This is a genomic window from Calothrix sp. NIES-2100 (assembly GCF_963875285.1).
Lineage (GTDB): Bacteria > Cyanobacteriota > Cyanobacteriia > Cyanobacteriales > Nostocaceae > Aulosira.
The window spans coordinates 5,559,459-5,582,516 of the sequence record NZ_CAWNLA010000001.1 but is presented as its reverse complement, the minus strand read 5'-3'; the positions used below and the strand labels follow the sequence as shown (position 1 = coordinate 5,582,516).

Here is a 23,058-nt window from a genome sequence, read left to right as displayed (position 1 = left end):
ACACTGAGTTACATTCACAAAAATTCTGGGTACGCTAAAACCAAGTACAGCCTACTGATGATTATATTATTTGATTTTTAGTAAAATGGATAACAATTTGCCGAATTTCCGCCAAACCGAAGTAATTCCCCCATTGACCGCAGAAATACCGATAAAACCAAAAGATATCAGCCGATATATTAAACAAGCATACAGGCATTTTGCCCAGGGAGATATAGAAAAAGCGATCGCAGATTTTCACACAGCAATCTGCATACATCCCAACAATGCAGAACTGTATACCGCACGCGCTAATTTTCGTAAAAAAAAATTAGGCGATAGTCAAGGTGCATTAGATGATTACACCCAAGCTATAGATATTAATCCGGAAAACGCTTTCTTTTATTTTTGGCGCAGTCAAATCTATCAAGAATTAGGTAATGAACAAAAAGCAATTGAAGATTACAACATAGCTATGAGTCTTGCTCCAGAAGGCACAATGTATTATTTAACTAATTACTAATTCGTCACAAGTAAGTCGGCGTAATTAAATATAAGTGGCTCATTGCAGCAAATTTCTAACTACCTTGCTGTTGAACTTGTTTTTGTGCAGTTTTGTTTACACAATAGCTGCTTCCCCTAAAACTCAATTTATGGGTTACAGCTTGTATGTTTACTTCATCTGATTGGACTTTATGATCAACACAAACACAATAGCTGCTTCCCCTAAAACTCAATTTATGGGTTACAGGTTTTATATTTACTTCATCTGAATTAGCATGAGAGTTAGCACGATAAGCAACCCCACGGTATATCAAATGATGACAATCTGCTGGGGATGTGGGGACTGGCTGTTGTGGAAATTCTGTTTCCCCGCTGACAAAGTTGCTGGTGTAGTATTCGTAGCTTGTACTAAACAGAACAGCAATTAATAGTAAAAGTAATACCTGCCAAGGAGCGAATATTAAACCCAAAATCAGACTGATAGCCGCAAATACAGCTACCAGATGTGAGATTTCATTATTACTTTTTTTTAAGAGAAAATAGCTAGTGATGAAACCAGCACATAATAGAATGAAAAAACACACAGCCATTTTGCCTCACTGCTGAAATAAAAGCAAAAGTTTGATCGCGCAGATTGTGATAATTGTGGTTTATTTTACCTCCAATCAAGTTTTTCGGTTACCGTGCTATTTGATAATAAAATATACGTTAGAAATTACGGATATTGGGCATTGGGCATGGGGCATGGGGCAACAGTCTGTAGGGGCGGGTTTATTTAGATCATTGTTGATCCAGGATATATGTGAACCCGCCCCTACAACAGTCAACAGTCAACAGTCAACAGTCAACAGCTATACCGATCGCTTACCAGTCCCACATGACTGCATTGTCATCCAAGTGATCGGTGACAATGCGGCCAATCGCATCAATTTCTGCAATTTCCGCCTCTGTAAGTTGGACTTGTGCGGCTAATGCGTTGTCTTTGGCTTGTTGGGGATAACGCGCCCCGGCGATCGCATTACTTTGCGGTTGAGCTATTAACCAAGCTAGTGCTAACTGAGCTAAGGTAGCATCATGTTTATCGGCTATAGGACGCAGTTTGTCTAAAGCTTGTTGGGCGCGTTCAAAATTTTCCCCTTGGAACAGCTTATTTTGAGCGCGATTATCTGCTGGATCAAATTTAGTTCCGCGAGCAAATTTACCTGTTAATAATCCCTGTGCTAAAGATGAATAAGCTAAGATAGAAATCTGATTTTCAACACAATAAGGCGTTAAATCTTTTTCTATCTTTCGCCAAAATAGTGAGTAAGGTGGTTGTAAACTATCAATTCTTCCATACTTGGCTGCTTCTACTAGTTGATCGCGGTCGAAATTAGAAACACCAATGGCACGAATTTTACCTTGCTCTTTCAGTAAATTAAGAGCATTCATCGTTTCCTCAATTGGGACAATTTCACTATTAAAAGCACCAGATGGCCAATGAATTTGATAAAGGTCGATATAGTCTGTTTTCAGATTTTTTAATGAACCCTCACAAGCATCTATCACTTGTTGATACTTGAGATGGTTGGCAAAAACTTTAGTTGCATACTCTACCTGCTCTCTCACATCAGATAAAGCTTCAGCTACAATCCGCTCAGAATGTCCATTACCATAGACTTCAGCAGTATCAATTGTGGTAATCCCCGCCTCAAATGCGGCGCGAATTGTTTGAATTGAGTCAGCATCCTCAATTCCTACCCACATTTTTTTACCAGCTTGCCAAGTTCCCATCACAATAGGTGTAATTTGGACATCTGATTTTCCGAGTGTTCGTTTTTCCATAATTATTTCCTAATTCATCTCCCTGGATAGTTTCCTACTGTAGCGGTTTTAGGGTGAAAATAAATCAGAGTTAAAGTAGATGTCGATGAATTTAAGCACAAATTTCCATGCACTCAAAGAATGGGCAATTGCTATTGATGCTTTAGAAAATAGCAATACTATTATGTTGCTGCGCAAAGGCGGTATCCATGAAAAAAATGGACAGTTTCAAGTTGCTCATGACCAAGTTTTACTCTACCCAACATTTGAGCATCAACAAGCTTTTTTACTAAAACCTGAGTATGCTAATTGTGTATGTCCAGTGACATCAGGTTGGCATCCTGAAACAGTGCGCATCGGTAGCTGGGCAGAAATTACCGATATTTTACCAGTGAGTGACGAGTCAATAGTTAATAGCTTGCTTCCTTTCCACATTTGGAACGAGCATTTTATTAGCGATCGCCTCAAATGGAAAGCCCGCCAACCACTATATATCCTCCTCCTGCGGACTTATAAATTATCCCAAGTCCAAGAAATTTCTTATAGTCCTAAATACGGTGGTTGCAAGTCTTGGATTGATTTAGAGCAACCCATTGAAGTCCAAAATGCCCAACCAGTCTTGTCTGATTCTAGCTATCAGCAATTAGTAGCCGAAATTCGCGGGATTATCGGTGATAAATTGTATGCGCCATCCTTCTGAGCCAAAAAGGATGCAAAAATTCATCCTTATTACTTCACACACAGCAATCCTATATTTTTTGTGAAAATTAGCTCTTTCCAGATCCCCGACTTCTTTGAGAAGTCGGGGATCTAATTTCTCACGACTGATTTAGGACTGCTATAGCTCTATGGTGTTGGTAATTATACGTTGTCAATGGCAACATTCACGATCGCACTTACTCATGAATTTGGACAAAATGAGCGATCGCACTTGTTTAATCCGCAAATATCTCATCAAAAAGCGATCGCGTCACTCTAAACTTGATTCTCATCAACTCTTGATAAAGTAGTAGGGGCACCGCATCCACAGACTTTCGGTTATACAGATATCTTATCAGTGCCGTGCCTCTACAATTCATCTTCACACTGCTAGAAGCCTATAGGGCGGGATTGGGGTAAATATAGCGATCGCTTCTCTTGAAGAAAAAAACAGGCGATCGCTTTTATTATAAGTATTTCAAACCAATGTAACCAGAAAAACAAATTATTTATAATCACGTCTAGCCCAAAATCGTATTTATCGATACATACACTGGCAAAAACCGCAAGTACTATTAAAAAAAACTTCACTCTCAATTAAGGGAGAGGTGTGTAGGTTGGTTGACTCTGTTTTTTATCCTACGGCTGGAGTCCGTTAGGTGAGTTGTTTGCGGGTAATTATCTGTTCTCAAGCAATACTGGATTTGAAAGTTATCTCAATTAAGCCAGAAAAATTACCCCACAAGGGTGATGTGGCTATTGACAAAAATCTGCCAATATGCAATATATGCTTAACGCAAAGGAGTTTTCCATGCAGCGACAAATGTGCTGGTTATCTGGTTTAGGTGATGATGGAGAGAAAATTTTGCATTTGCAAAGCGCACCGGGTCAACCGTGGCGTCCCTATACAGCTTGTAGGGAATATGCAGTTCCCGATTATAAAATTCCAGGTGGCTCGAAAGGTTGGGCGACTTATCAAAAATTGCTCAAAGCAGGCTGGACTCTTGTTCCTAGCGCTCGTGCAAATGAGTTTGTCAGCAGATTTTCAAATTCAATAATCCAAAATCAGTAAGTCCACAGTCATTTGCGAATACTGTGGGCTTTATTTATTCCTGTTTCAAAAACCTATTGGGGAACCTTCGCCCCGAGGATCGGCTGCTCCCTCGAAAGTGTTATCTGCGTTCACAACGATCGCATTAGCATTACCCCAAGGAGTCGTCTCCTTGATGTTGTGTCCCCGACGACGCAACTCCTGTAAAGTGAGAGCATCTAAACCCCAAGGTTCTATTCGTAACTCATCGGGAAGCCACTGGTGATGTATGCGTGGAGCAGAAACCGCTGCACCAGCATCCATACCATATACTAAAACGTTGAGAATTACTTGCAAAACTTGGGTGATAATCGTACTCCCACCAGGCGCACCCACTACCATGCGTAAGTGACCGTTTTCGGTGACTATTGTCGGTGTCATGCTGGATAGAGGCGTTTTGCGAGGTGCGATAGCATTGGCTTGACTACCAACTAAACCAAAAGCATTAGGTACTCCTGGTGCAGAAGCAAAATCATCCATCTCGTTGTTCAGCACAATTCCTGTTCCTGGTGTCACCACACCAGCACCAAAGCCAAGGTTAACTGTAAAAGTTAGACTTACCGCATTGTGCTGTGCATCCACAACTGTCAAATGGCTGGTTTCGGACGACTCGGAAAATTTTGACCCTGAGCGTAGTCGAAGGGTAAAATTTTTAATTGTTTCTAGTCCTGGCTTCACCTGGGTTGAGGGTTTAGCTATTTCCATGTTGATTTGTTGGCGGCGCACTTTAGCGTAGGCTGTGCTTATGAGTTGTTGTACAGGAACTTTAACAAAATCGGGATCGCCTAAATATTGTGAGCGATCGCTGTAAGCAATCTTCATCGCCTCTGTCATTAAATGTAAACTATCAGGGTGATGCCATCCCCAAGATTTTAAATCGGTGTCCCCAATGATGTTTAAAATCTGCAATAGGTGAACCCCTCCCGATGAAGGTGGTGGCATAGAGCAGATTTTAGCTTGACGAAAATTGCCACAAACAGGAGTACGCCAGATTGGTTTGTAAGCTTTTAAGTCTGCCAGAGTAATTAAACCACCGTTCTTTGCCATATCTGCGGCGATCGCTTGGGCAATATTGCCAGTATAAAAACTTTGGGGATTTTGGGCAATTGCTTCTAAAGTCTTAGCTAAGTCTCGCTGGACTAATTTTTCTCCTGGTTGGTAATATTCACCGTTGCGAGTGAAAATTTCCCGCGCCGCCGGATTGCCCAGAATTATCTGTTTTCGATTCTCATAAGCTGGCAAAGAACGGTAGGTTACTAAATTACTGAGAGTAAAGCCATCTTGAGCGAGTGCGATCGCAGGTTTTACCACTTCTCGCCACGGCAGTTTACCATAACGACGATGCACTTCATACATCCCCGCGATCGTTCCTGGTGTCGCTACAGCCAAATAACCATTCACACTTGCATTCGGACGCACCTTACCTTGTGCATCTAAGTACATATTTCTGGTAGCTTTTAGCGGTGCGCGTTCCCGGAAATCCAGCGCTTTCATCTCGCCAGTTTTCTGTGAATACATCAACAAAAATCCACCGCCGCCAATTCCCGCAGAAAAAGGTTCTACCACAGAAATTGCCAAGGTTGTGGCGACTGCTGCATCAACTGCATTGCCACCCTTGCGTAACATAGAAATACCCGCCTCACTGGCTAAGGGATGGGCTGATACCACCATCCCTTTTTTGCTGCGTAGGGGTATAGTAAAGGCAGCTAATACAACTTGACTATGCAGAAGAACGCTAAGAGAGAAGACAGCGATCGCCATCCGTTTATTCGTAGTCAGGACTTCATTCCTGGATTTTGAACTAAGCATAGCTACGTATATTTCTTGATTTTATTTACTACTCACCAAGACAAACCCCCGTGTTTTTCCTGAAGCTGGATCAGGTGTTGCCATTGCCTTCCATAACTCTTCTGTTTTCACCCAAACAGGCGGATATTTGTAGCGAGAAACATCTAAAATTAAAAATCTATCTGTTTGTTTATTATATGCAGCTAATGGCGAAATATGTCCCCCTGTTTCTTGACCAATTGCCTTGCGTAAATAATTAACTATCACGAAATTACCAGGTTCTTGTAAATTCTCTGCTGCTAATTTCCGAAAGTTGTCTAAACTCATATCAGCCGCATGGTTAACCCCAACTTTTACACCGTAACTTCCTAATAATCCTCCTAATTGATCTAAGGTCATCCCTTTACGAGAAACATCCTCAGATGTAATCACTTCTTTAGTTTTTTCATTACTAAAAAAGTTTTCTTGGGTAAACACTCGATATGGTTTATACTGTGGTGCTTCTGGCGCTGGAATTCCCAAGCTGTTCAGCACCATCACCATACTAGCAACTCCACAATATGCTTGATTATTTTGGGTGACAAACTGACTACTCAAGGGGAAAAAATCTTCTCTTGATTGACTTTCAATTAATAATTTTTCCCCTTCTTCTGAGTTGAAATTAATTAAATTAGGTGACAGAGTCAGTGTCTGAGCTAATACAGTACCGCCACTCACACAAATACCTAACAATAGAAATCTGATAAATGATTTTATTATCATATTTTAAACACCAACAAGCTTATATAAACGGGTGATTTAGTAAAAACAAGTATTAGATTATCATGTAATTATACCAATTGTATGTGAGGCTGCATATTAACGCCCTCACCCTCAAAGGGTGGGGCTAAACAAACAAAGCCTGCCTACGCAGGCTAATTATACGCATCTTCATAAAGAATTGGTATTAGGGAAATATTATTTTTTATTAATAGATATAAATGATTTGACAATTAAAAACTGTAAGGGACTTACCCGTGAAAAAATATTCAATTGCTATTGTTGTACGCCCCTACAACAATCAACAACTTTAACCGAATAATTTATTTTTTGGAGTTCCCGAAACTGTATGATACTCTCCAGATATTAAATTAATTATAATTCACAGAATGTTTCAAACTTCGCTTTGCAAAACATTTTTAGCAGCTAGTGCAATCGCCTTGATTTCTCAGCCAATACTACCACTACTAGCTTCACCGCCACAACAAAGTAATTCTCAACCTGCCGCTTCCAGTCCTAATACACCAAATCAAGCTAAATTAAAACTCTATGGTAGCCCTAAGACACGCACACCGATGGTGCAGTGGTATCTAGCAGAATTAAATATTCCTTATGAATATATTTCGCTCAATATCAGTGCGAATGAACAACACCAGCCTGAGTTTTTAGCGATTAATCCTCTTGGTAAAGTACCTGCTATAGTCGATGGCGACCTTAAATTATGGGAATCTGGGGCAATTTTGCTATATTTAGCCGACAAATATCATCAATTGCCTAATTCTCTAGAAGAGCGTGCCAAAATTACACAGTGGGTGATTTTTGCTAATGCTACCCTTGCACCTGGTCTATTTTTAGCAGATAAGCGGGAAAAAGAAATGCCAATTTTACTCACACCGCTCAATCAAATTTTGCAACAACAACCTTTTATTGTCAGTAACAAATTGAGTGTGGCAGATATTGCAGTTGCTTCATACCTTTATTACGCTAAATCACTTTTATCACTAGATTTTAGTAAATATCCGGCAATTGTCGCATATCTTGATAGAGTCGCTGCCAGATCAGCCTTTAAAGATACTCTGGGTAAACGTTAATTTTTGGGTTTTCAATTTAGTTACTCAGGTTGTTACAATCAAGAATGGCGATCGCAGGGCACAATAAAAACAAACCAGAGCGATTTTTAACGCCACCATGAGCTACTGTCTTAATCCCCGTTGTCCAAAACCGGAAAATTCTGATGATACCAAGTTTTGCCTAACTTGTGGTTCTAAGTTACTCCTCAAAGAACGTTACCGCGCTGTCAAACCCATAGGACAAGGTGGTTTTGGGCGTACTTTCTTGGCGGTGGATGAAGATAAACCCTCAAAACCACGCTGTGTGATTAAGCAATTTTACCCCCAAGCCCAAGGCACTAATACTGTGCAAAAAGCTGCGGAGTTATTTACCCAAGAAGCTGTACAGTTAGATGAATTGGGACAACATCCCCAAATTCCGGACTTGCTGGCGTATTTTACCCAAGAAGATAGACAGTATCTTGTCCAAGAATTTATTGATGGTAAAAACTTAGCACAGGAATTAGTAGAGCAAGGCGCTTTTAATGAAGTGCAGATTCGGCAGTTACTCAATGATTTATTGCCAGTACTGCAATTTTGCCATGCCAGACAAGTAATTCACCGCGATATTAAGCCGGAAAATATTATTTTACGTGCGAGCGATCGCAAATTAGTCTTAGTAGATTTTGGCGCTTCTAAATCTGCCACCAGTACCTCCCTCAACCGCACAGGTACAAGTATCGGGACTCCAGAATATGTCGCCCCAGAACAAATTAGAGGACGGGCGATTTTTGCCAGTGATATCTACAGTTTGGGTGCTACTTGTATTCGGCTATTAACAGAGCGATCGCCCTTTGATTCCTATGATACTAATAATGATACTTGGATTTGGCAGCAGTACTTAAAAACTCCAGTGAGTAATGAGTTGAATCAGATTCTGAAAAAAATGTTAGAAAGTATCCCCGTCCGGCGGTATCAAACAGCAGATGAAGTTATCAAAGACCTGGAAAAATTAACATTAGCCGCCACCCAAATAACATCAGCAAAGCCTGTTACCATCTCCCCCTCCCCATCTCAACCTGCTGTTACTCCTAAATCTAACAGTCAAATTGATCGAGAATTAGAGGAAATGAAAACCCTATTCTCGGGTGCTAAAAAACCGAAAAATAATCCTGTCACACCCCCAAATACCAATCCTCAGCCTACTACTAAAAGTATCATAGACGATGAACTAGAAGAATTAAAAAATAAATATCTTGGTAATAATAACTCTCAAAATCCCTAGAGAATTTGACAGATTAAGTCAATCAACAAGCATGAATTATCTAGCAATTTCCCAAAAGAATGAGACATACATATGCATCTGTAGGGGCGGGGTTTGCCCGTCCCCAGCCTTCACGACAATCCATATCTCACGCTCATTAATTGAATCAGTATTATGATATTTATATAAGTCGGTAAGCGTAAATCGAACTATGTTAAGCAATGTAAAAATATGGGAATTCATTGCTTAGTCAGGACTTCAGTCCTTTCTGCGAGACGCTCGGTTTAGCTTGCTTCCCCTCTGGGGTACACGACAAACCTTTAATTAGTGATGCTATTCTGGTTATATCAATTTACAATCAGGCATATACAAACTAAGTAAGTAATAATTTTGTGCCCTGACAGGATTTTTTCTTGATAAAAAATATACATACAGTTAAAATGATTAACCGTAATTACGTTGTGAAACATCAGATTTCACAGTGAATTAGGGAGAATTATTAACATGAAAAGAGCTTTATTAGTAATTGATGTACAAAATGAGTATTTCACAGGAAAACTGCCAGTAACATATCCATCAGGAAACCTAGATAATATTCTGCAAGTGATTCAGACTGCTCATGCGCAAGATATTCCTGTGATTGTTGTTAGACATACACAACCGCAAGAAAATACACCCATTTTTAAACAGGGAACCCCAGAATGGGAACTTCATCCAGAAATTGCCAAACAGCCATATGCACTTTTAATCGACAAACAATTACCAGGAAGCTTTACAGGTACAGAGTTAGAAACTTGGCTAAGAGAGAGGCAAATTGATACAGTAGTTATCTCTGGATATATGACCCAAATGTGTTGTGATACAACAGCTAGACAAGCTGCTCATTTAGGTTTTGCTGTCGAGTTTCTTTCTGATGCAACAGGAACCCTAAGTTTTAACAACAATGCAGGTAGCGCCACTGATGAAGAACTTCACAGAGCAACATTAGTAGCCCAAGATACATTTATCAGTAAAGTTTTAAATACTGTTACATGGCTAAAAAGCCTTACTTGAAAATTGGGCATTGGGCATTGGGCATTGGGCATTGAGCATTGGGCATTTCTCTCCCTTGTCCTCCTTGTCCTCCTTGTCTCCCTTGTCCCCCCATCTCTCTCATCTCCCTGAAAAAAAAGTGGCTCTGAAAATCAGAACCACTGGCTAATTAAAATTAAACCTTTCTACACCATCACAGGATGTAGTTGGTTATTTCGTAGCTTCAGTAATGGGAACCCATTCTGTGTGGAAGCTTCCAGGCTTATCGGTACGCAGGTAGGTATGGGCACCGAAGTAGTCGCGTTGTGCTTGAGTCAGGTTTTGAGGCAAGCGAGCGCTGCGATAGCTGTCAAAATAATCTAAAGATGCACTAAATGCTGGGACTGGAATTCCCAGTTTGGCAGCTGTCATGATTACTTCCCGCCAAGCTGCTTGTCTGTCAAGAATTGTTTGCTTAAATTCGGGAGCTAATAGCAAGTTAGGCAATGCTGGATTTTCGTTAAAAGCCTTCTTAATCTTATTCAAGAAGCCAGCGCGAATAATACAGCCACCTTTCCAAATCCGCGCCATTTCGCTCAGATTCAAATCCCAATTATATGTTTTTGACGCAGTAGATAGCAGTGCCATCCCTTGAGCGTAAGAACAAATTTTTGAGCAATACAGAGCATCACGCACTTTGTTAACAAAGTCTTTGACTTGCCCATCATACTTACCACTAGGCCCTGTCAAAACCTTCGATGCGGCTACCCGTTCGTCTTTAATCGAAGAGATAATCCGTGCATTTACTGCGGCTGTAATGGTGGGAATAGAAACGCCCAATTCCAATGCAGTTTGCACAGTCCAACGTCCAGTACCCTTTTGACCGGCTGCGTCCACAATCAAATCTACTAGAGGTAAATTTGTTTCTGGGTCGATGTATGGGAAAATATTCTTCGTAATCTCAATCAAAAATGAATCGAGTTCATCGGTGGTGTTCCATTGAGCGAAGACTTCATGCAGCTGATTATGGTCAAGTCCACCGGCATTTTTCAGCAAATCGTAGGCTTCAGCAATTAGCTGCATATCGCCATACTCAATGCCATTATGTACCATTTTGACGTAGTGACCAGAACCACCAGGGCCAATGTAAGTTACGCAAGGGCCATCATCGACTTGAGCTGCAATTTTGTTAAAAATTGGTGATAGATACTCGTAAGAGCTTTTTGTACCACCAGGCATAAGTGAAGGGCCATTCAGCGCGCCTTCTTCACCACCACTCACACCCATACCAATGTAGCGTAGCCCAGTGGGTTCTAATTCTTGGGTGCGTCGTTCTGTATCTTCAAACCAAGAGTTGCCACCGTCGATAATGATATCGCCTTCGTCCAGCAAGGGTCTGAGTTGAGCAATCACCGCATCCACTGGCTTACCAGCTTGCACCATCACCAAGATTTTACGGGGACGTTCTAGTGCAGCTACGAATTCTTCCAAGGTGAAAGCGGCTTTGACATTCCGTCCTGGCGCACGTTGGGCCATGAAGGCGTCGGTTTTTTCTCTGGAGCGGTTATAAACTGCAATTGGGAAGCCATTACGCTCGACGTTTAGAGCGATATTCTCGCCCATAACGGCTAAACCAATCACACCAAAGCTTTGTAGGGTCATAAACTATGTTTGGCTAACTCTTGCAGATCCTTTTATCTTTAGGGTAGTCCGAGATTTTCGCTTCTCTCCTAAAGAAGACATTAAGAAAGCATTTAGCTTGGCTGCAAGAATACACAAGTAACATAGATAATTAATTTTAATTTGTATCTAAATCAACAATTTACTTGCAAAATTTGCAAAATTGAAATATCTAATCAAAGGGGCTAGGAGCTAGAGATTAGGGACTAGTACCGCTGCCGAGTAAGTCAAAAGTCACGCATTCAAAAGTCAAAAGACTCTAATTTGAAGCTTTTGGGCTTTTTGAGATGGTCTGTTGATTTACGCGCCCGCTGTACTAGAGTAATTTCTCACCCCTAACCCCTAAGCTCTAACCCCTAATCACAAGTCAAAGGACAGAGTAAGGAGTTACCAAATAATGCTGGCATATGTCCTAGCTTTAGCGGTGGGTCTGGGGAGCTTAGCCATTTATCTAGCAGCTTTCTTTTTTCCAGAAATCCATCGCAAGAATGATTTTATTTGGAGCGGTGTAGGGCTATTTTACGCCTTGATGTTATGGGTTTTTGCACAGCGCATTAATGGCGGCCTTTTGCTGGGTCATATAGCTAGTGTTGCTCTTTTGGGTTGGTTTGGCTGGCAAACTCTCTCATTACGTCGGCTAGTAACGCCAAAGGCTCAACAAACACCAGTACCCAGTTCCGAAGCTGTCAAAACTTCCATTCAGCAACAGGTGACTAAGTTGTCTCTCACAGACAGGCTGGCTCAGTTGCAAAAGGGTGTTGGTAATACATTGGCTGGAGTTAAAGATAAATTCCAGAAAACTCCGAAAAAAGCACCGACAACATCCAAAACTACGACAACTTCCCCTACGACCACAGTTTCGCCGGCTGTGGAAATTATCGACAATACTACTGCTGTAACAGAAACTCCAGTAGCAGAAGTAGTGACTACTACTGAGCCGGAAACTTCCATATCAGAAAAACCCACTGATGAGGTAGTCACCACTACAGACACAGCAGCGACAACTGAGAGTCTACCAGAAGTGATTCCACCAAATCCCCCAGATCCGGAATTAGTGGAAGCAGCACAAGCAGATTCCCAAACGGAGAAGAAAGAACCGATTCCTGTGGCAGAAATTGCGCCGGATGCGGTACTTGCTCCCCCAGCCGAAGCACCTCCAGAACAATTACCACCAAATAACCCCGCTAGTTAATTTGAATGAAGCCCAGCATTTACCTAATATAGTGTTGGGTTTTACTCAATTTATTTTAATGTTTTGCCATAAGTCGGCTGAAACAAACCTAGATAAGTGTCCTACATTAGTTGTTGCAATTACTACATCTGAAACAGCAAGAGTGACAGCTTGGGCTACTAAAATTATGTCACCGTCAATCGTCTTATCACCAGCTGTTGGTTGTCCTTGCTGACGAGCCTGCGCCCAGAATAATGCAGCTTGACGCATTGCAGCCGTTGTGATGGGCAAATATTCTAAAAATTGAGCTAATTCATCTAAGCGAGCAATACCTTTAACTTTGTTTGCTCGTAATAATTCTCGTCGGACTTCATAATCAGCGATTTCAGGAATAATCACCCGACTTCCAGAAGAAACTAGTAGTTGCAGCCATTGGGTGCAAGCAAAGCTTTCATCTGAGCGTTTTGGATTTGTCACTAGTCCTATTGGCCCTGCATCCAAAAGAATAACCCGACTCACCAAGTTATACCTTTTAACTCAACAGGAAATAACTTACGATCCGATAATCTATCTTCATCTAAGGCATTAATTAAGTACTCTCCTGTTTCTCGCTGCTCATCAGCATCACCTTCATCAATCCAAGACTGAAGTAAATTAACTAAATTAGACTGTTTGTCTTTTACAAGAATGTAGTCTTTTAGAATCTGTAAGGTATAAGCTTCGACCGAAAGCCCTTGTTGTTGAGCTTCCTGAGCAAGATATTGTTCTAATTCTGGTGGCAAGTTTAAGGTTAGAGTCATGAGTTTGTTTTGGGTGACACCATATATTTTAAACCTGCCAAACCAACAAAATACAGATAACCCTACGGTTACACAAATATCTTTAAAAGACTATCGCTTTGTGTTATCACTACGGGTTTTTTCGATATGGGCTTTATGCGTTAGCACTTGTAGATTATCTAGAGTAGTTAAACCACCTTGAGACATAGGTTTAATGTGATCAATTTGAAAATCTCTCCGCATCTGACTTTTGGCTCCACTGATTGCACAAGTTATAAACCCTTTTGCATCTGTATGCTTTTTGAATACAGCTTTTTTAATTTTTATGTATTCAAGAATATCTCGCTCTTTGATTTCATATAGAGTTAACTTCTCTATTGGTACAGTGTCAGGAATTACAGTTGGTATTGATACTACAGTATTAGGGTATAGTCCTTCAATCTTAAGAGTTTCAATGTCTAACTGCTTCCTGAAATATAGCTTTTCATAGCTAAATAAAACTTGCCAAAAAGACTTTTCATCATTCCACAGAGAGTCGATGTAGTCAGATTTTGCTCGACCACCTAAAGAATTGTCGTAGATATGCTTTGCTACAATAGACAAATCACACTTTCTCCTCTCGCTGAAGGCTAGAAATTCTGGGAGAATCTGCTTTTGAGCATAAAAACGCAAGATATTTTCTACATCTTCATCTCTATAACCTAGTAAAGTTTTATAGTCAGGAAAATGAATTTGCTTTGCAGTTTGCAAAAGAGTTTCTAGTTCTGCTTTAGTCAATATTTCTCTATCTTTTAAATCAACGTTTTTAAAGAGCACTTCTAAATCGTTTATAAAATTGTCGTATGCCTCTTCTGTATCATCATATAACAACACATCATAATTTCTGGGAATAGTTTCAAATGCTTCAGAATCTTCTGAATGTTCGAGAATAGAAAAACGATAAATTCCGATAGGAACTCTCTTCAAAAATTCTAGTTTTTCTAGTGCAGTAGTATCAATTGATTCATCCATGATGCGAGCGAATTCCTCGATCATTTCAATAGATATCAACCGAGCAGTTCTATTACTGGATGAAATGTCTTTTTCAATAAATTCTGCACCGTCTTCATTATGAAGCTGCGGTGGGTTAACCCAATTGATTTTGTCCTCCCATTCATCAATAAAGCTAACTACATAAGCTTTTTCTGTACCGCCTGCTTTTTGCCCACGCAAAGCTCGCCCTATCATTTGTGTCATGAGTATTGTAGATGTTGTAGGACGTGTAAGAAAAACAGTTTGTACATTAGGTAAATCTGTTCCCTCAGTTAATATTTCTACATTTATCAATACCTCAAGCTCTCCATTTCTAAATTTTTGTATTTTCTCTTTATTATCTGTTGCTGCAATTGTCTTACCTGTAGTTGCATTTTTAACTGCTGCTACAATAAAATCAGAATTAATTTTTTCGGCCTTAAATAATGCGTTCAGTGTGATTGCATGTTCTACATCAATTGCAAATACTAGAAGTGGTTTGTATTTGGCCCTATTGTTAATATAATGCTTAACAATTTGATTGTTCCGGTTCCTAGATTGAGCAATCTTCTCAGCAATGTCCTTTGGCAGCCTGTCAAAATCTTCAATATTCTTGATGTCTCTAGCTGTCAATTTTTGCTTTATTTCTATCTTTGTTTCTAGATTTTCAAAGATAGGTTCCGCAAGGATTCCTCTAGCAACTAAATTTCTGAGGTGTTCGGAAAATATAATATCATTTGGAAAAACTAGCTTTAATAACCCCTTTTCACTCTCATCTGTTCTGAAGGGAGTAGCTGTTAATCCCAACATTTTAAACCCGTTTGTATGACCTCGCTTTTGTAGATCATCCTTGACGGCATTAATTAGCTTGCGATAAGTCTTAGCTGTTGCATGATGTGCTTCGTCCACTACCAAGAGAACTTCCTGTAAGTGACCGATCCAGTTTTCCAACAAGTGATCTAAGCCGCTGTTCAAACTATCTTTACTGGCAATGATGATATCATCAGTTCGTTCAATATTTACAGGTCGATCATGTTTAGAATGTCCTGAAATAATGCGGTATCTAAATCCAGATACATTACTCAATAATGATGAATAAGCACTAAGTTCAACTGTCTGAAATGCTTGATCAAGTAGTTCATGGCGATGAGCAATCCACAAAACCTTTTTACCTTGATTGATAAAATTACGTAGTAGCCAGTGAACTGCTGTCAATGTTTTCCCGCCGCCTGTAGGTAGAACTAGCAAGCCTTCAAAGGGATGTTGATTCTTTTCATTCAGTGCTTTGATTGCTTCATTCTGGTGGTAGTATAACTGTTTGGGGTTCTCACCAGTTTCAACTTTAATTCGACCTGCGTATTCAACTTGAACAGTTTTCATAGTACGTAAATTCCTGGAAAGACTGTGCTTTAGGGAAGAAGCTGTAAATAGGTTTTTTCAAACAATTACAGCAACTTTTCACCCTAATTGTCAGTATTCCCAAATTGAGGGCACTTTCTAACCAATTAAAAAAATCAGCTACTTTGTCAATCGGTGCTTGAATCTCCCAAATTATTAAAAATCTGTATTTGGTCATCTTGCATATCTACTTGTTCTATTAATTCCATAATTCTCTCAAAGTGAAAGTTACTCGCTAAGTCACTGATAAATGTTTGTAATCCTTGATTGTCCACAGGAATTTGACTCAGCAAATCTAAAATCATATCGTCACTGCATTGTGCAGCAGCATGATATAGTTCTGTTAACCATGTAGAGGACATTTGGGAAAGTAAAGGCACTAAATCAGCAGGTGGTAAAATTTGTGCTATTGTTTGCCTTGCTGTTACTAATCGATTGTTTTCTTGTTGATAAAGATATCGTACTCCTAAATATTCGCTGAGTTTTTTCAGGAGGATTTCTTCCCGAAATGGCTTGTTAATTAAGTCATCACAGCCAGCTTGAATCATTGCGGCTCGTTGTTCTTGAAAAACATTGGCAGTCAAGGCAATAATGATCGTACGCTGGTGGGAAGTTGGTTGTTGGGCTTCTGTAGCTTTAATGACACTTGTAGCTTCATATCCATCCATCACAGGCATTCGCATATCCATTAAAATTAGGTGCGGTTGCCATTCTTGCCAGAGGGCGATCGCTTCTTCTCCATTAGTAGCTTCCCATACTAAAAAGCCAATAGATGTCAGTAATTGTACTATAAACAGACGACTTTCGGGCGCATCATCAACTACTAAAATGCGATATTCTGCTTGATCCGGGACTAAACCAATCACTAAAGATTGATTTTGCGGCAGATGAATTTCATTGACTGAAGTGGGATTAATTTGAATATCAAAGGCAAATTTACTACCTTCACTTAAAGTGCTGTTAACAGTAATATCGCCTCCCATCATCTGTACATATTTGCGGCTAATTGCTAAACCTAAGCCTGTTCCTTGATGGGATTTTCTCCCGGTTTCTGTTTGTCCAAAGGCTTCAAACAATAAGTTAATTTCTTGGGGCGCAATCCCAAGTCCGGTATCTTCGACTTCAAAGAATATCCGGTAGGGATGGGGAAAATTTTCCTCCCCTTGCTCGCGCTCTCGCAAGTCGTTCGCGGAGCGTCTCGGAGAGAAGTGCTCCCCTGCTCCCATACTCACCCGCAGGATGACGCTACCTTTAGTAGTAAACTTGATGGCATTGCCTAACAGATTGAGTAAAACTTGCAGCAGTTTACTTTCATCAGTTTGCACATATTGGGGAAGATCAGGAGCATATTCAAATACTAGATTCAGGTTCTTAGAAGCAGCACGAAAACATAACATTTCTTCTAAACTTTTTAACAGGGTAATTAAGTCAAAACTGGTGATATTTAAGGTGGTTCTGCCGGCTTCGATTTTAGACATTTCTAAAATGTCATTGATTAAGTTCAGCAAATGCTCGCCAGCACGATTAATAATTGCTAGATGTTGTTGATTTTGGCTGGATAATGAATTTTCGCGACTCATGATTTGGGTGAAACCAAGAATTGCGTTGAGTGGAGTTCGCAATTCATGACTCATGTTGGCGAGAAATTCACTTTTAGCACGATTAGCCGCATCAGCAGCAATTACTGCTGCTTGTAATGCTTGTGATTGACTTTGAGTTTGTGCTAGTAATTGTACTTGCTGTAAGGCAACTCCTAATTGATTGCCAATTTGCACTACTATATTAATTTCTTCTGTTTTCCAGTGGCGGGGGCCAGAATTTTGATAACTTGTTAATAATCCCCAAAGTTGATCGCCGCATAATATGGGTACAGTAATATAAGCTTTTGCCTGAAACCGTTCTAAGATGCTGATGTCATGCGGTTGAAAGCCAGCTTGATGAATATCTGATACACATTGGTAAGAAATGCTTTGGTGTGTTGGCAAATCTGGATTCTGCAAGTTATCTGGATGATCTAACAGTGTCATCATGCCACAATCGGTTTCTAGTTTGAAATTGGGGTTATTTGCTTGTACCTCAAGTAAGGAAATCCAACCACTTCCAACTGATTCGGAAACAAATTCGCCATCACATTCCGGATTGCAACGATAGACAACGACGCGATCGCAATCTAAGACTTGGCGCAATTCCTGGGTTGTAGCGGCAAATATTGTCTCTAAATCCAATGTCTGACGCATTCTTTGAATTACTTGAGCGATCGCTCTTTCTCTTTCTGCACTTTCTTGTAAGGCTTCTTCTGCTAGTTTTCTCTCGGTAATATCTGTAACTGTACCGATATAGCCTTTAATGTCGCCGTCATCCCCCATTTCTGGCAATGACTGACACAATACCCAAACAATCGTATTATTAGTACGCAGAATTCTATGCTCACTTTTATACCAAGTTTTATTTGCCCTGGCTTTATTCCAGATCTTCACAACTTGCTTGCGGTCATCTGGATGTATTGCATTTGTCCAAGGTTTGCGCAGTGATTCGGCTAAGGAGAGTCCAGTAATGTCAATCCAGCGTTGATTTAAATATAAGACATTGCCATCAATATCAGTGTGGAAAATACAAGCAGGGGAGGCTTCTGCTAAAAGTTGATATCGTTGCTGACTGGCTTGCAAAGCTAATTCTGCGAGCTTGCGGGCATTGACATCTGCTAAGTAACCAACACATTCTATGGGCTTTCCGGCATCATCGCGGATTAACCTTACCTGCTCGTATAACCAATGATAAGTGCCATCAGCGTGCAAAAAGCGATATTCATAGGAACTGTACTCCTGCTCAAACAGCAGTGAGAATTTGCTTAAGATATACTCAACATCTTCTGGGTGGACATGACGCAGCCAGAAATTGGGATTTTCCAGAAATTCCCGCGATTCGTAGCCCAGCATTGTCTTGACGTTTTCACTGATAAAGGTGTGTCCAAAGTCACCGGAAATTTTGCTGCTATAAATCACTACTGGGCTAGTAGTCAGCAGATATTGCAAGCGTTCGTTAGCTAAGCGCAGTTTTTGTTCTGCATATTTGCGGGCGCTGATTTCTACCATCACCGTACCCACACCTGCGGGGCGATCGTCTTCACCGGGAATCGGAAAATAAGAAATCAGGAAGTGGCGGACAATATCTGGTTGCTTGGGTGAGGGAATGCTCACTTCTAAATTAAGTATCGGTTGACCAGTTAATAGCACCTGCTTGTAGAATGGGGCGACAAAGGATGCCATCTGGGGAACTATTTCGTAGATAGTTTTACCAATATGGTCTTTTTGGCGTTTTCCATGAATATCTGCGAGTAATTCGTTGATTTGCACAAACCGCAGTTGCTTATCTAAAATATCCATCCCTACAGGCGCACCAGAAAAAAAGGCGTTGAGGCGAGCTTCTCTGAGGGCGATTTCTCGTTCTAAGGTTTTGCGTTCAGTGATGTCTTTGTGAGTACCTGTCATTCGCAGTGGTAAACCTTGTTCGTCGCGCTCAAAAATCTGAGCGCGTGTTTGAATCCACTTCCAAGTACCTGAGGCGCAAAGCATCCGAAATTCTACTTCAAAAACCGGACTATTACCTTGGAGATGATCGTCTAAAGTTGATTGGACTAAAGGTAAATCTTCGGGATGTACTAATTCCTCAAAAGCTTGCATATTCTCGTCAATTTCATCTTCTGCATAGCCCAACATTTTCTTCCAGCGCCAGTCACGATAGATTTTCCCAGTGGTGAGATCCCAATCCCACAATCCTAAATCGCTAGCTTCTAAGGCTAGCTGCAAACGTTCTTCGCTTTTTCTGTGGGCGGCTTCTACTAATTTTCGCGCAATTAGTCCACCTAACTGGGCGGCTACAGCACCTACTAGCAATAGCAAGCGCTTATCAACTGGCATTGAGATGCTTTTAAAAAATACTAAAACTGCTAATACTTTGTTCCCAGCGAGAATGGGGACACCAAAGACTGCTTTTAATCCCACTTTTGCAGCTTGTGGCGATCGCAAAAAAATCGGTTGCGCCACATGAGAAACATCTTCAATCCATTCTGGCTGCTGGTTTTGCCAAACTCGCCCTGGTAATCCTTCACCCAGCGTTAATTTCAGAGTTTTACTCTCTAACCAAAATTCGTCTAAGGTGTTATGTTCACCATACCAACCTAAACTATGTTCTAAAACGGCTCCATCATCATTTGGTATCCATGCTTCGCCAAAATCCCAGCCGATATTTTGGCAAATTAACCGTAGGACGAGGGCTAAAGCACTATTCACATCAATGGCGCGAGTAATTGCTTGGGTTGTCAACAGCAACAGCCGGCTTTCGTTTTCTGCTTGCTTGCGCTCAGTGATATCTTTAGCTGTACCCAGGATGTACTTTTGTCCATCAATTTCGCTCATTTCCGCACTTAACAAAGTTGTCTTGATTTCCCCGGTTGCAGTGCGGACATCAACCTCATGATTGCGCACAACTTTTGTTTGTTGCAGAATTTGCGGGAGGAAAGCATATTCTTCTTGATTTGCCCAAATCTGCAATTCTTGGCTAGTATGACCGATTACCTGCGATCGCGAATAACCAAAAAATGTACAGAAACTTTCGTTAACTTCGATATAGCGCATATCAGGAAAAGTACTGAGGCTAATCGAGTCAGGAGAGGATCTAAAAGCCGAGCCTAACTTTTCTTCGGAAATTCTTTGTGCTGCTTCTGCACGTTTGCGTTCCCGTGCTTCTAGTGCTAAAGATACTAAATTTCCTAAGGAACGCGCAAAATTTTGATCTTCTAATGTCCAATGATGGGGATTTGCTACTGCTTCTAAGCATAAAACTCCGACAGTCTTACCTCCCAACCTGATCGGTGTATCCAGCATCGAAGTGATGTTTAATGGAATTAAATAAGCATCTAAAAATTCTTTGGTTCTGGGATCTGTACAAGCATCATGGGCATCGATGATTTGCTCGGACTGCAAAGCTTGAAAATAAGCTGGATAATCTGCGACTACAAGTGAAAATCCTTCGCTGTGTTGCTGTTGAGAGTGATCAAATAAATCGAGACACTGCAAAATATTGTCATTTTCTCCATATAGCCAGACACTAGCTCGTTCTACTGCAAGATTTTTTGCACCTAATTCTGTGATTTCTCTGACAGCAGCTTTCAAGTCGCCTTGATAAAGCACTTGATTTTTAGCTAGTTCTGTTAACACTAAGTTATCATGACGCAGTTTAATGGCGCTTTTTTGCAATGCTTGTTCGGCTAGTTTTCGCTCAGTAATATTACTAGCTGTGCCTGTTATGCCGACAACTACATCTTCAGCATTGCTCTGGGCGATGTCTGCGACAACCCTTTCAGGGAACGCATTAATCGATAAATAAAGGGTACTACCATCTTTAGCAGCACAGCTAATTTCATGGAGAACAACAGACTCTCCCATTAGTAGTTGGGCGAAAAATTCACCCATCAGCGCCACCTGATCTGGTAAAACGAAATCTGTAAATTTACGCCCAATCATTTCTTGGGGTTCGTAACCATAAAATTTCTTGACCGCAAGGTTAACAAAAGTAATCACACCATCCACATCCACCGACCAGATCATGTCCTGGGATGTCTCAATTAGCTGACGATATTTACCTTCGCTAGATTTGAGGGCGACTAGACGCGCTTTGCGGGAAGCTTCGCTGACGCGAATTTCTTGCTGGAGTTGGGACAGTTGGGTTTTTAGCTGCTCCTCGGCTTGTCTGCGTTCTTGGGCGATCGCGATCGCCGCAGCGACTGCTTGTAAAATGTCAACTTCCGACTTTTCCCAACCCCTGACTTCCCCACAATTATCAAAGCCGATGCAGCCAAAAAACTCACCTTTGACCATTATTGGTAAAATCAGAATCGCGAAAACTCCTTGGCGGGCTAAAATTTCCCGTTCTGATTCCGCACATTCCGTCACCAGTTCGCAAACGATTTCGCCTTGAGATAATAAGGTAGTCCAACGCGAAGAAAAATCTTCATAGTCAAAGCTTCTTTTGACAGTGTTGAGAATTTTTGGCGGAATTCCCGGCGCACACCATTGGGCGCATTGACCGATCGCCAACTCACCCTCTACTCCTGGGTGATTCTCACAAATATATACACGACTGGCTTTTGATGTTAGCCCCAGAGTTTCCACAATTTCTGTGTAGTATTTATGACTACCATCAAAAGTAAATAACTGACGTTGAATTTCTACCAGGGCGGCTAAGTAGCGATCGCGAGATTTTTGAGTTGCTTGTCTTAGTTGATGGGTGCTGATATCAATCAAAGTCGTAACAACAAATTTCCCATCCTCCTTTTGACAAATTACCTGAGTCATCTCCACAGGTAAGCGAGAACCATCTTTACGCGTTATGCTAAATTCCCTTTTTTCTGGTTGAGCCGCATTGGCGATAAAATTTTTATATTGCTGAATTAAATTTGATTTTTCGGCAAACGTTAAATTTGCATAATGCAATGTAAATTTTTGTCCAATAAGTTCTTCACGAGTAAATCCATACATTTGACAATACTCATGATTAACATTTAAAAAATATCCGTTTTCATCCGTGAGACAAATTCCCACTTTGGTAGCATTGAAAATAGATTGTTTATATTGATTGACTTTAGTTAAATCTTTGATTTCTCGATTTAATTGATTATCTTTTGCTGTGAGTTTATTTTGAATATTTTTAATTTTTAACTGTTTATGTAAGCGCAATAAAACTTCTTCACGGCGCAAAGGTTGCGAGATAAAATCAACAAAATCTATTTTTTCTGGGGGAATTTTTTTGAGTAATTCCTCCTGAATATCTAAAAATATTGTGGGAATATCCTGTGTAGTTTCATGAAATTGCAAATTTTGCCAAACTTCATATCCATCCATATCTGACAAGACAATATTTAGCAAAATTAAATCAGGACAAGAAGTCAGAGCTGTATTAATTGCCAAATTTCCAGACATTACCCTTTCCACTTCATAGCCTTCGTGGATGAGAATATCTGATAAAAGCTGCAAATTTTCTGGACGGGAATCTACCAATAAAATTGTCATTTGTCA

16 protein-coding genes are annotated in these 23,058 nt (G+C 40.5%); 7 read left to right on the top strand and 9 right to left on the bottom strand.

Features of this window, described 5'->3' with window-relative positions; all coding sequences use genetic code 11:
- Positions 1–85: 85 nt before the first annotated feature.
- Positions 86–502: a tetratricopeptide repeat protein gene (locus tag AACU32_RS22730; RefSeq protein ID WP_096603444.1), complete on the top strand. Its 417-nt coding sequence runs from the start codon at positions 86–88 to the stop codon at positions 500–502.
- A 55-nt stretch (positions 503–557) separates the two neighbouring features.
- Here the strand turns inward: AACU32_RS22730 and AACU32_RS22725 are convergent, their stop codons facing one another.
- Both AACU32_RS22725 and AACU32_RS22720 read right to left on the bottom strand, forming a co-directional pair.
- Positions 558–1,067 (bottom strand): DUF4278 domain-containing protein, encoded by a 510-nt coding sequence (locus AACU32_RS22725; RefSeq protein WP_339378184.1) that lies wholly within the window; start codon positions 1,065–1,067, stop codon positions 558–560.
- Positions 1,068–1,347: 280 nt separating this feature from the next.
- The gene (locus AACU32_RS22720) at positions 1,348–2,307 is read right to left on the bottom strand and encodes an aldo/keto reductase (RefSeq protein WP_096603441.1); all 960 of its coding nucleotides are present in this window, start codon (positions 2,305–2,307) and stop codon (positions 1,348–1,350) included.
- 79 nt (positions 2,308–2,386) lie between these two features.
- On the opposite strand from AACU32_RS22720, the gene AACU32_RS22715 reads away from it, so the two are divergent.
- A complete protein-coding gene (locus tag AACU32_RS22715; protein WP_096603439.1) occupies positions 2,387–2,986 on the top strand; it encodes a DUF1802 family protein in 600 nt (199 codons plus the stop codon).
- Positions 2,987–3,796: 810 nt separating this feature from the next.
- Positions 3,797–4,057: a hypothetical protein gene (locus AACU32_RS22710; protein ID WP_096603437.1), complete on the top strand. Its 261-nt coding sequence runs from the start codon at positions 3,797–3,799 to the stop codon at positions 4,055–4,057.
- A 45-nt stretch (positions 4,058–4,102) separates the two neighbouring features.
- Here the strand turns inward: AACU32_RS22710 and ggt are convergent, their stop codons facing one another.
- Positions 4,103–5,836: a gamma-glutamyltransferase gene (ggt, locus tag AACU32_RS22705; RefSeq protein WP_445223232.1), complete on the bottom strand. Its 1,734-nt coding sequence runs from the start codon at positions 5,834–5,836 to the stop codon at positions 4,103–4,105.
- 69 nt (positions 5,837–5,905) lie between these two features.
- On the bottom strand, positions 5,906–6,625 hold the full coding sequence (locus tag AACU32_RS22700) for a phytochelatin synthase family protein (protein WP_096603434.1): 720 nt from the start codon (positions 6,623–6,625) through the stop codon (positions 5,906–5,908).
- Positions 6,626–7,011: 386 nt separating this feature from the next.
- Between AACU32_RS22700 and AACU32_RS22695 the strand changes: the two genes are divergently transcribed.
- From AACU32_RS22695 to AACU32_RS22685, 3 genes are all read left to right on the top strand, one after another.
- Positions 7,012–7,713, top strand: a complete 702-nt coding sequence (locus AACU32_RS22695; protein ID WP_096603433.1) for a glutathione S-transferase family protein — start codon at positions 7,012–7,014, stop codon at positions 7,711–7,713.
- A gap of 97 nt (positions 7,714–7,810) precedes the next feature.
- Entirely contained in the window at positions 7,811–8,956 is a 1,146-nt protein-coding gene (locus AACU32_RS22690) for a serine/threonine-protein kinase (RefSeq protein ID WP_096603431.1), read from the top strand.
- Between the two features lie 483 nt (positions 8,957–9,439).
- Entirely contained in the window at positions 9,440–9,988 is a 549-nt protein-coding gene (locus AACU32_RS22685; RefSeq protein ID WP_096603428.1) for a cysteine hydrolase family protein, read from the top strand.
- Positions 9,989–10,177: 189 nt separating this feature from the next.
- Here AACU32_RS22685 and gndA read toward each other — a convergent pair whose 3' ends face one another.
- Complete coding sequence (gene gndA, locus AACU32_RS22680) at positions 10,178–11,608, bottom strand: NADP-dependent phosphogluconate dehydrogenase (RefSeq protein ID WP_096603427.1); 1,431 nt, start codon at positions 11,606–11,608, stop codon at positions 10,178–10,180.
- 415 nt (positions 11,609–12,023) lie between these two features.
- Between gndA and AACU32_RS22675 the strand changes: the two genes are divergently transcribed.
- Positions 12,024–12,818, top strand: a complete 795-nt coding sequence (locus tag AACU32_RS22675) for a Ycf66 family protein (protein WP_096603426.1) — start codon at positions 12,024–12,026, stop codon at positions 12,816–12,818.
- A 45-nt stretch (positions 12,819–12,863) separates the two neighbouring features.
- On the opposite strand, the gene AACU32_RS22670 is transcribed toward AACU32_RS22675, so the two are convergent.
- From AACU32_RS22670 to AACU32_RS22655, 4 genes are all read right to left on the bottom strand, one after another.
- Positions 12,864–13,316 carry a nuclease gene (locus AACU32_RS22670; protein WP_339378183.1) on the bottom strand — a complete coding sequence of 151 codons (453 nt, stop codon included), beginning with the start codon at positions 13,314–13,316 and terminating at the stop codon, positions 12,864–12,866.
- Positions 13,313–13,597 carry a hypothetical protein gene (locus AACU32_RS22665; RefSeq protein WP_096603424.1) on the bottom strand — a complete coding sequence of 95 codons (285 nt, stop codon included), beginning with the start codon at positions 13,595–13,597 and terminating at the stop codon, positions 13,313–13,315. Before AACU32_RS22665 ends, AACU32_RS22670 begins: the two co-directional genes overlap by 4 nt.
- Before the next feature lie 90 nt (positions 13,598–13,687).
- On the bottom strand, positions 13,688–15,967 hold the full coding sequence (locus AACU32_RS22660) for a DEAD/DEAH box helicase family protein (protein ID WP_096603423.1): 2,280 nt from the start codon (positions 15,965–15,967) through the stop codon (positions 13,688–13,690).
- Between the two features lie 146 nt (positions 15,968–16,113).
- Positions 16,114–23,052 (bottom strand): PAS domain S-box protein, encoded by a 6,939-nt coding sequence (locus tag AACU32_RS22655; protein ID WP_096603421.1) that lies wholly within the window; start codon positions 23,050–23,052, stop codon positions 16,114–16,116.
- Between the last annotated feature and the right edge of the window lie 6 nt (positions 23,053–23,058).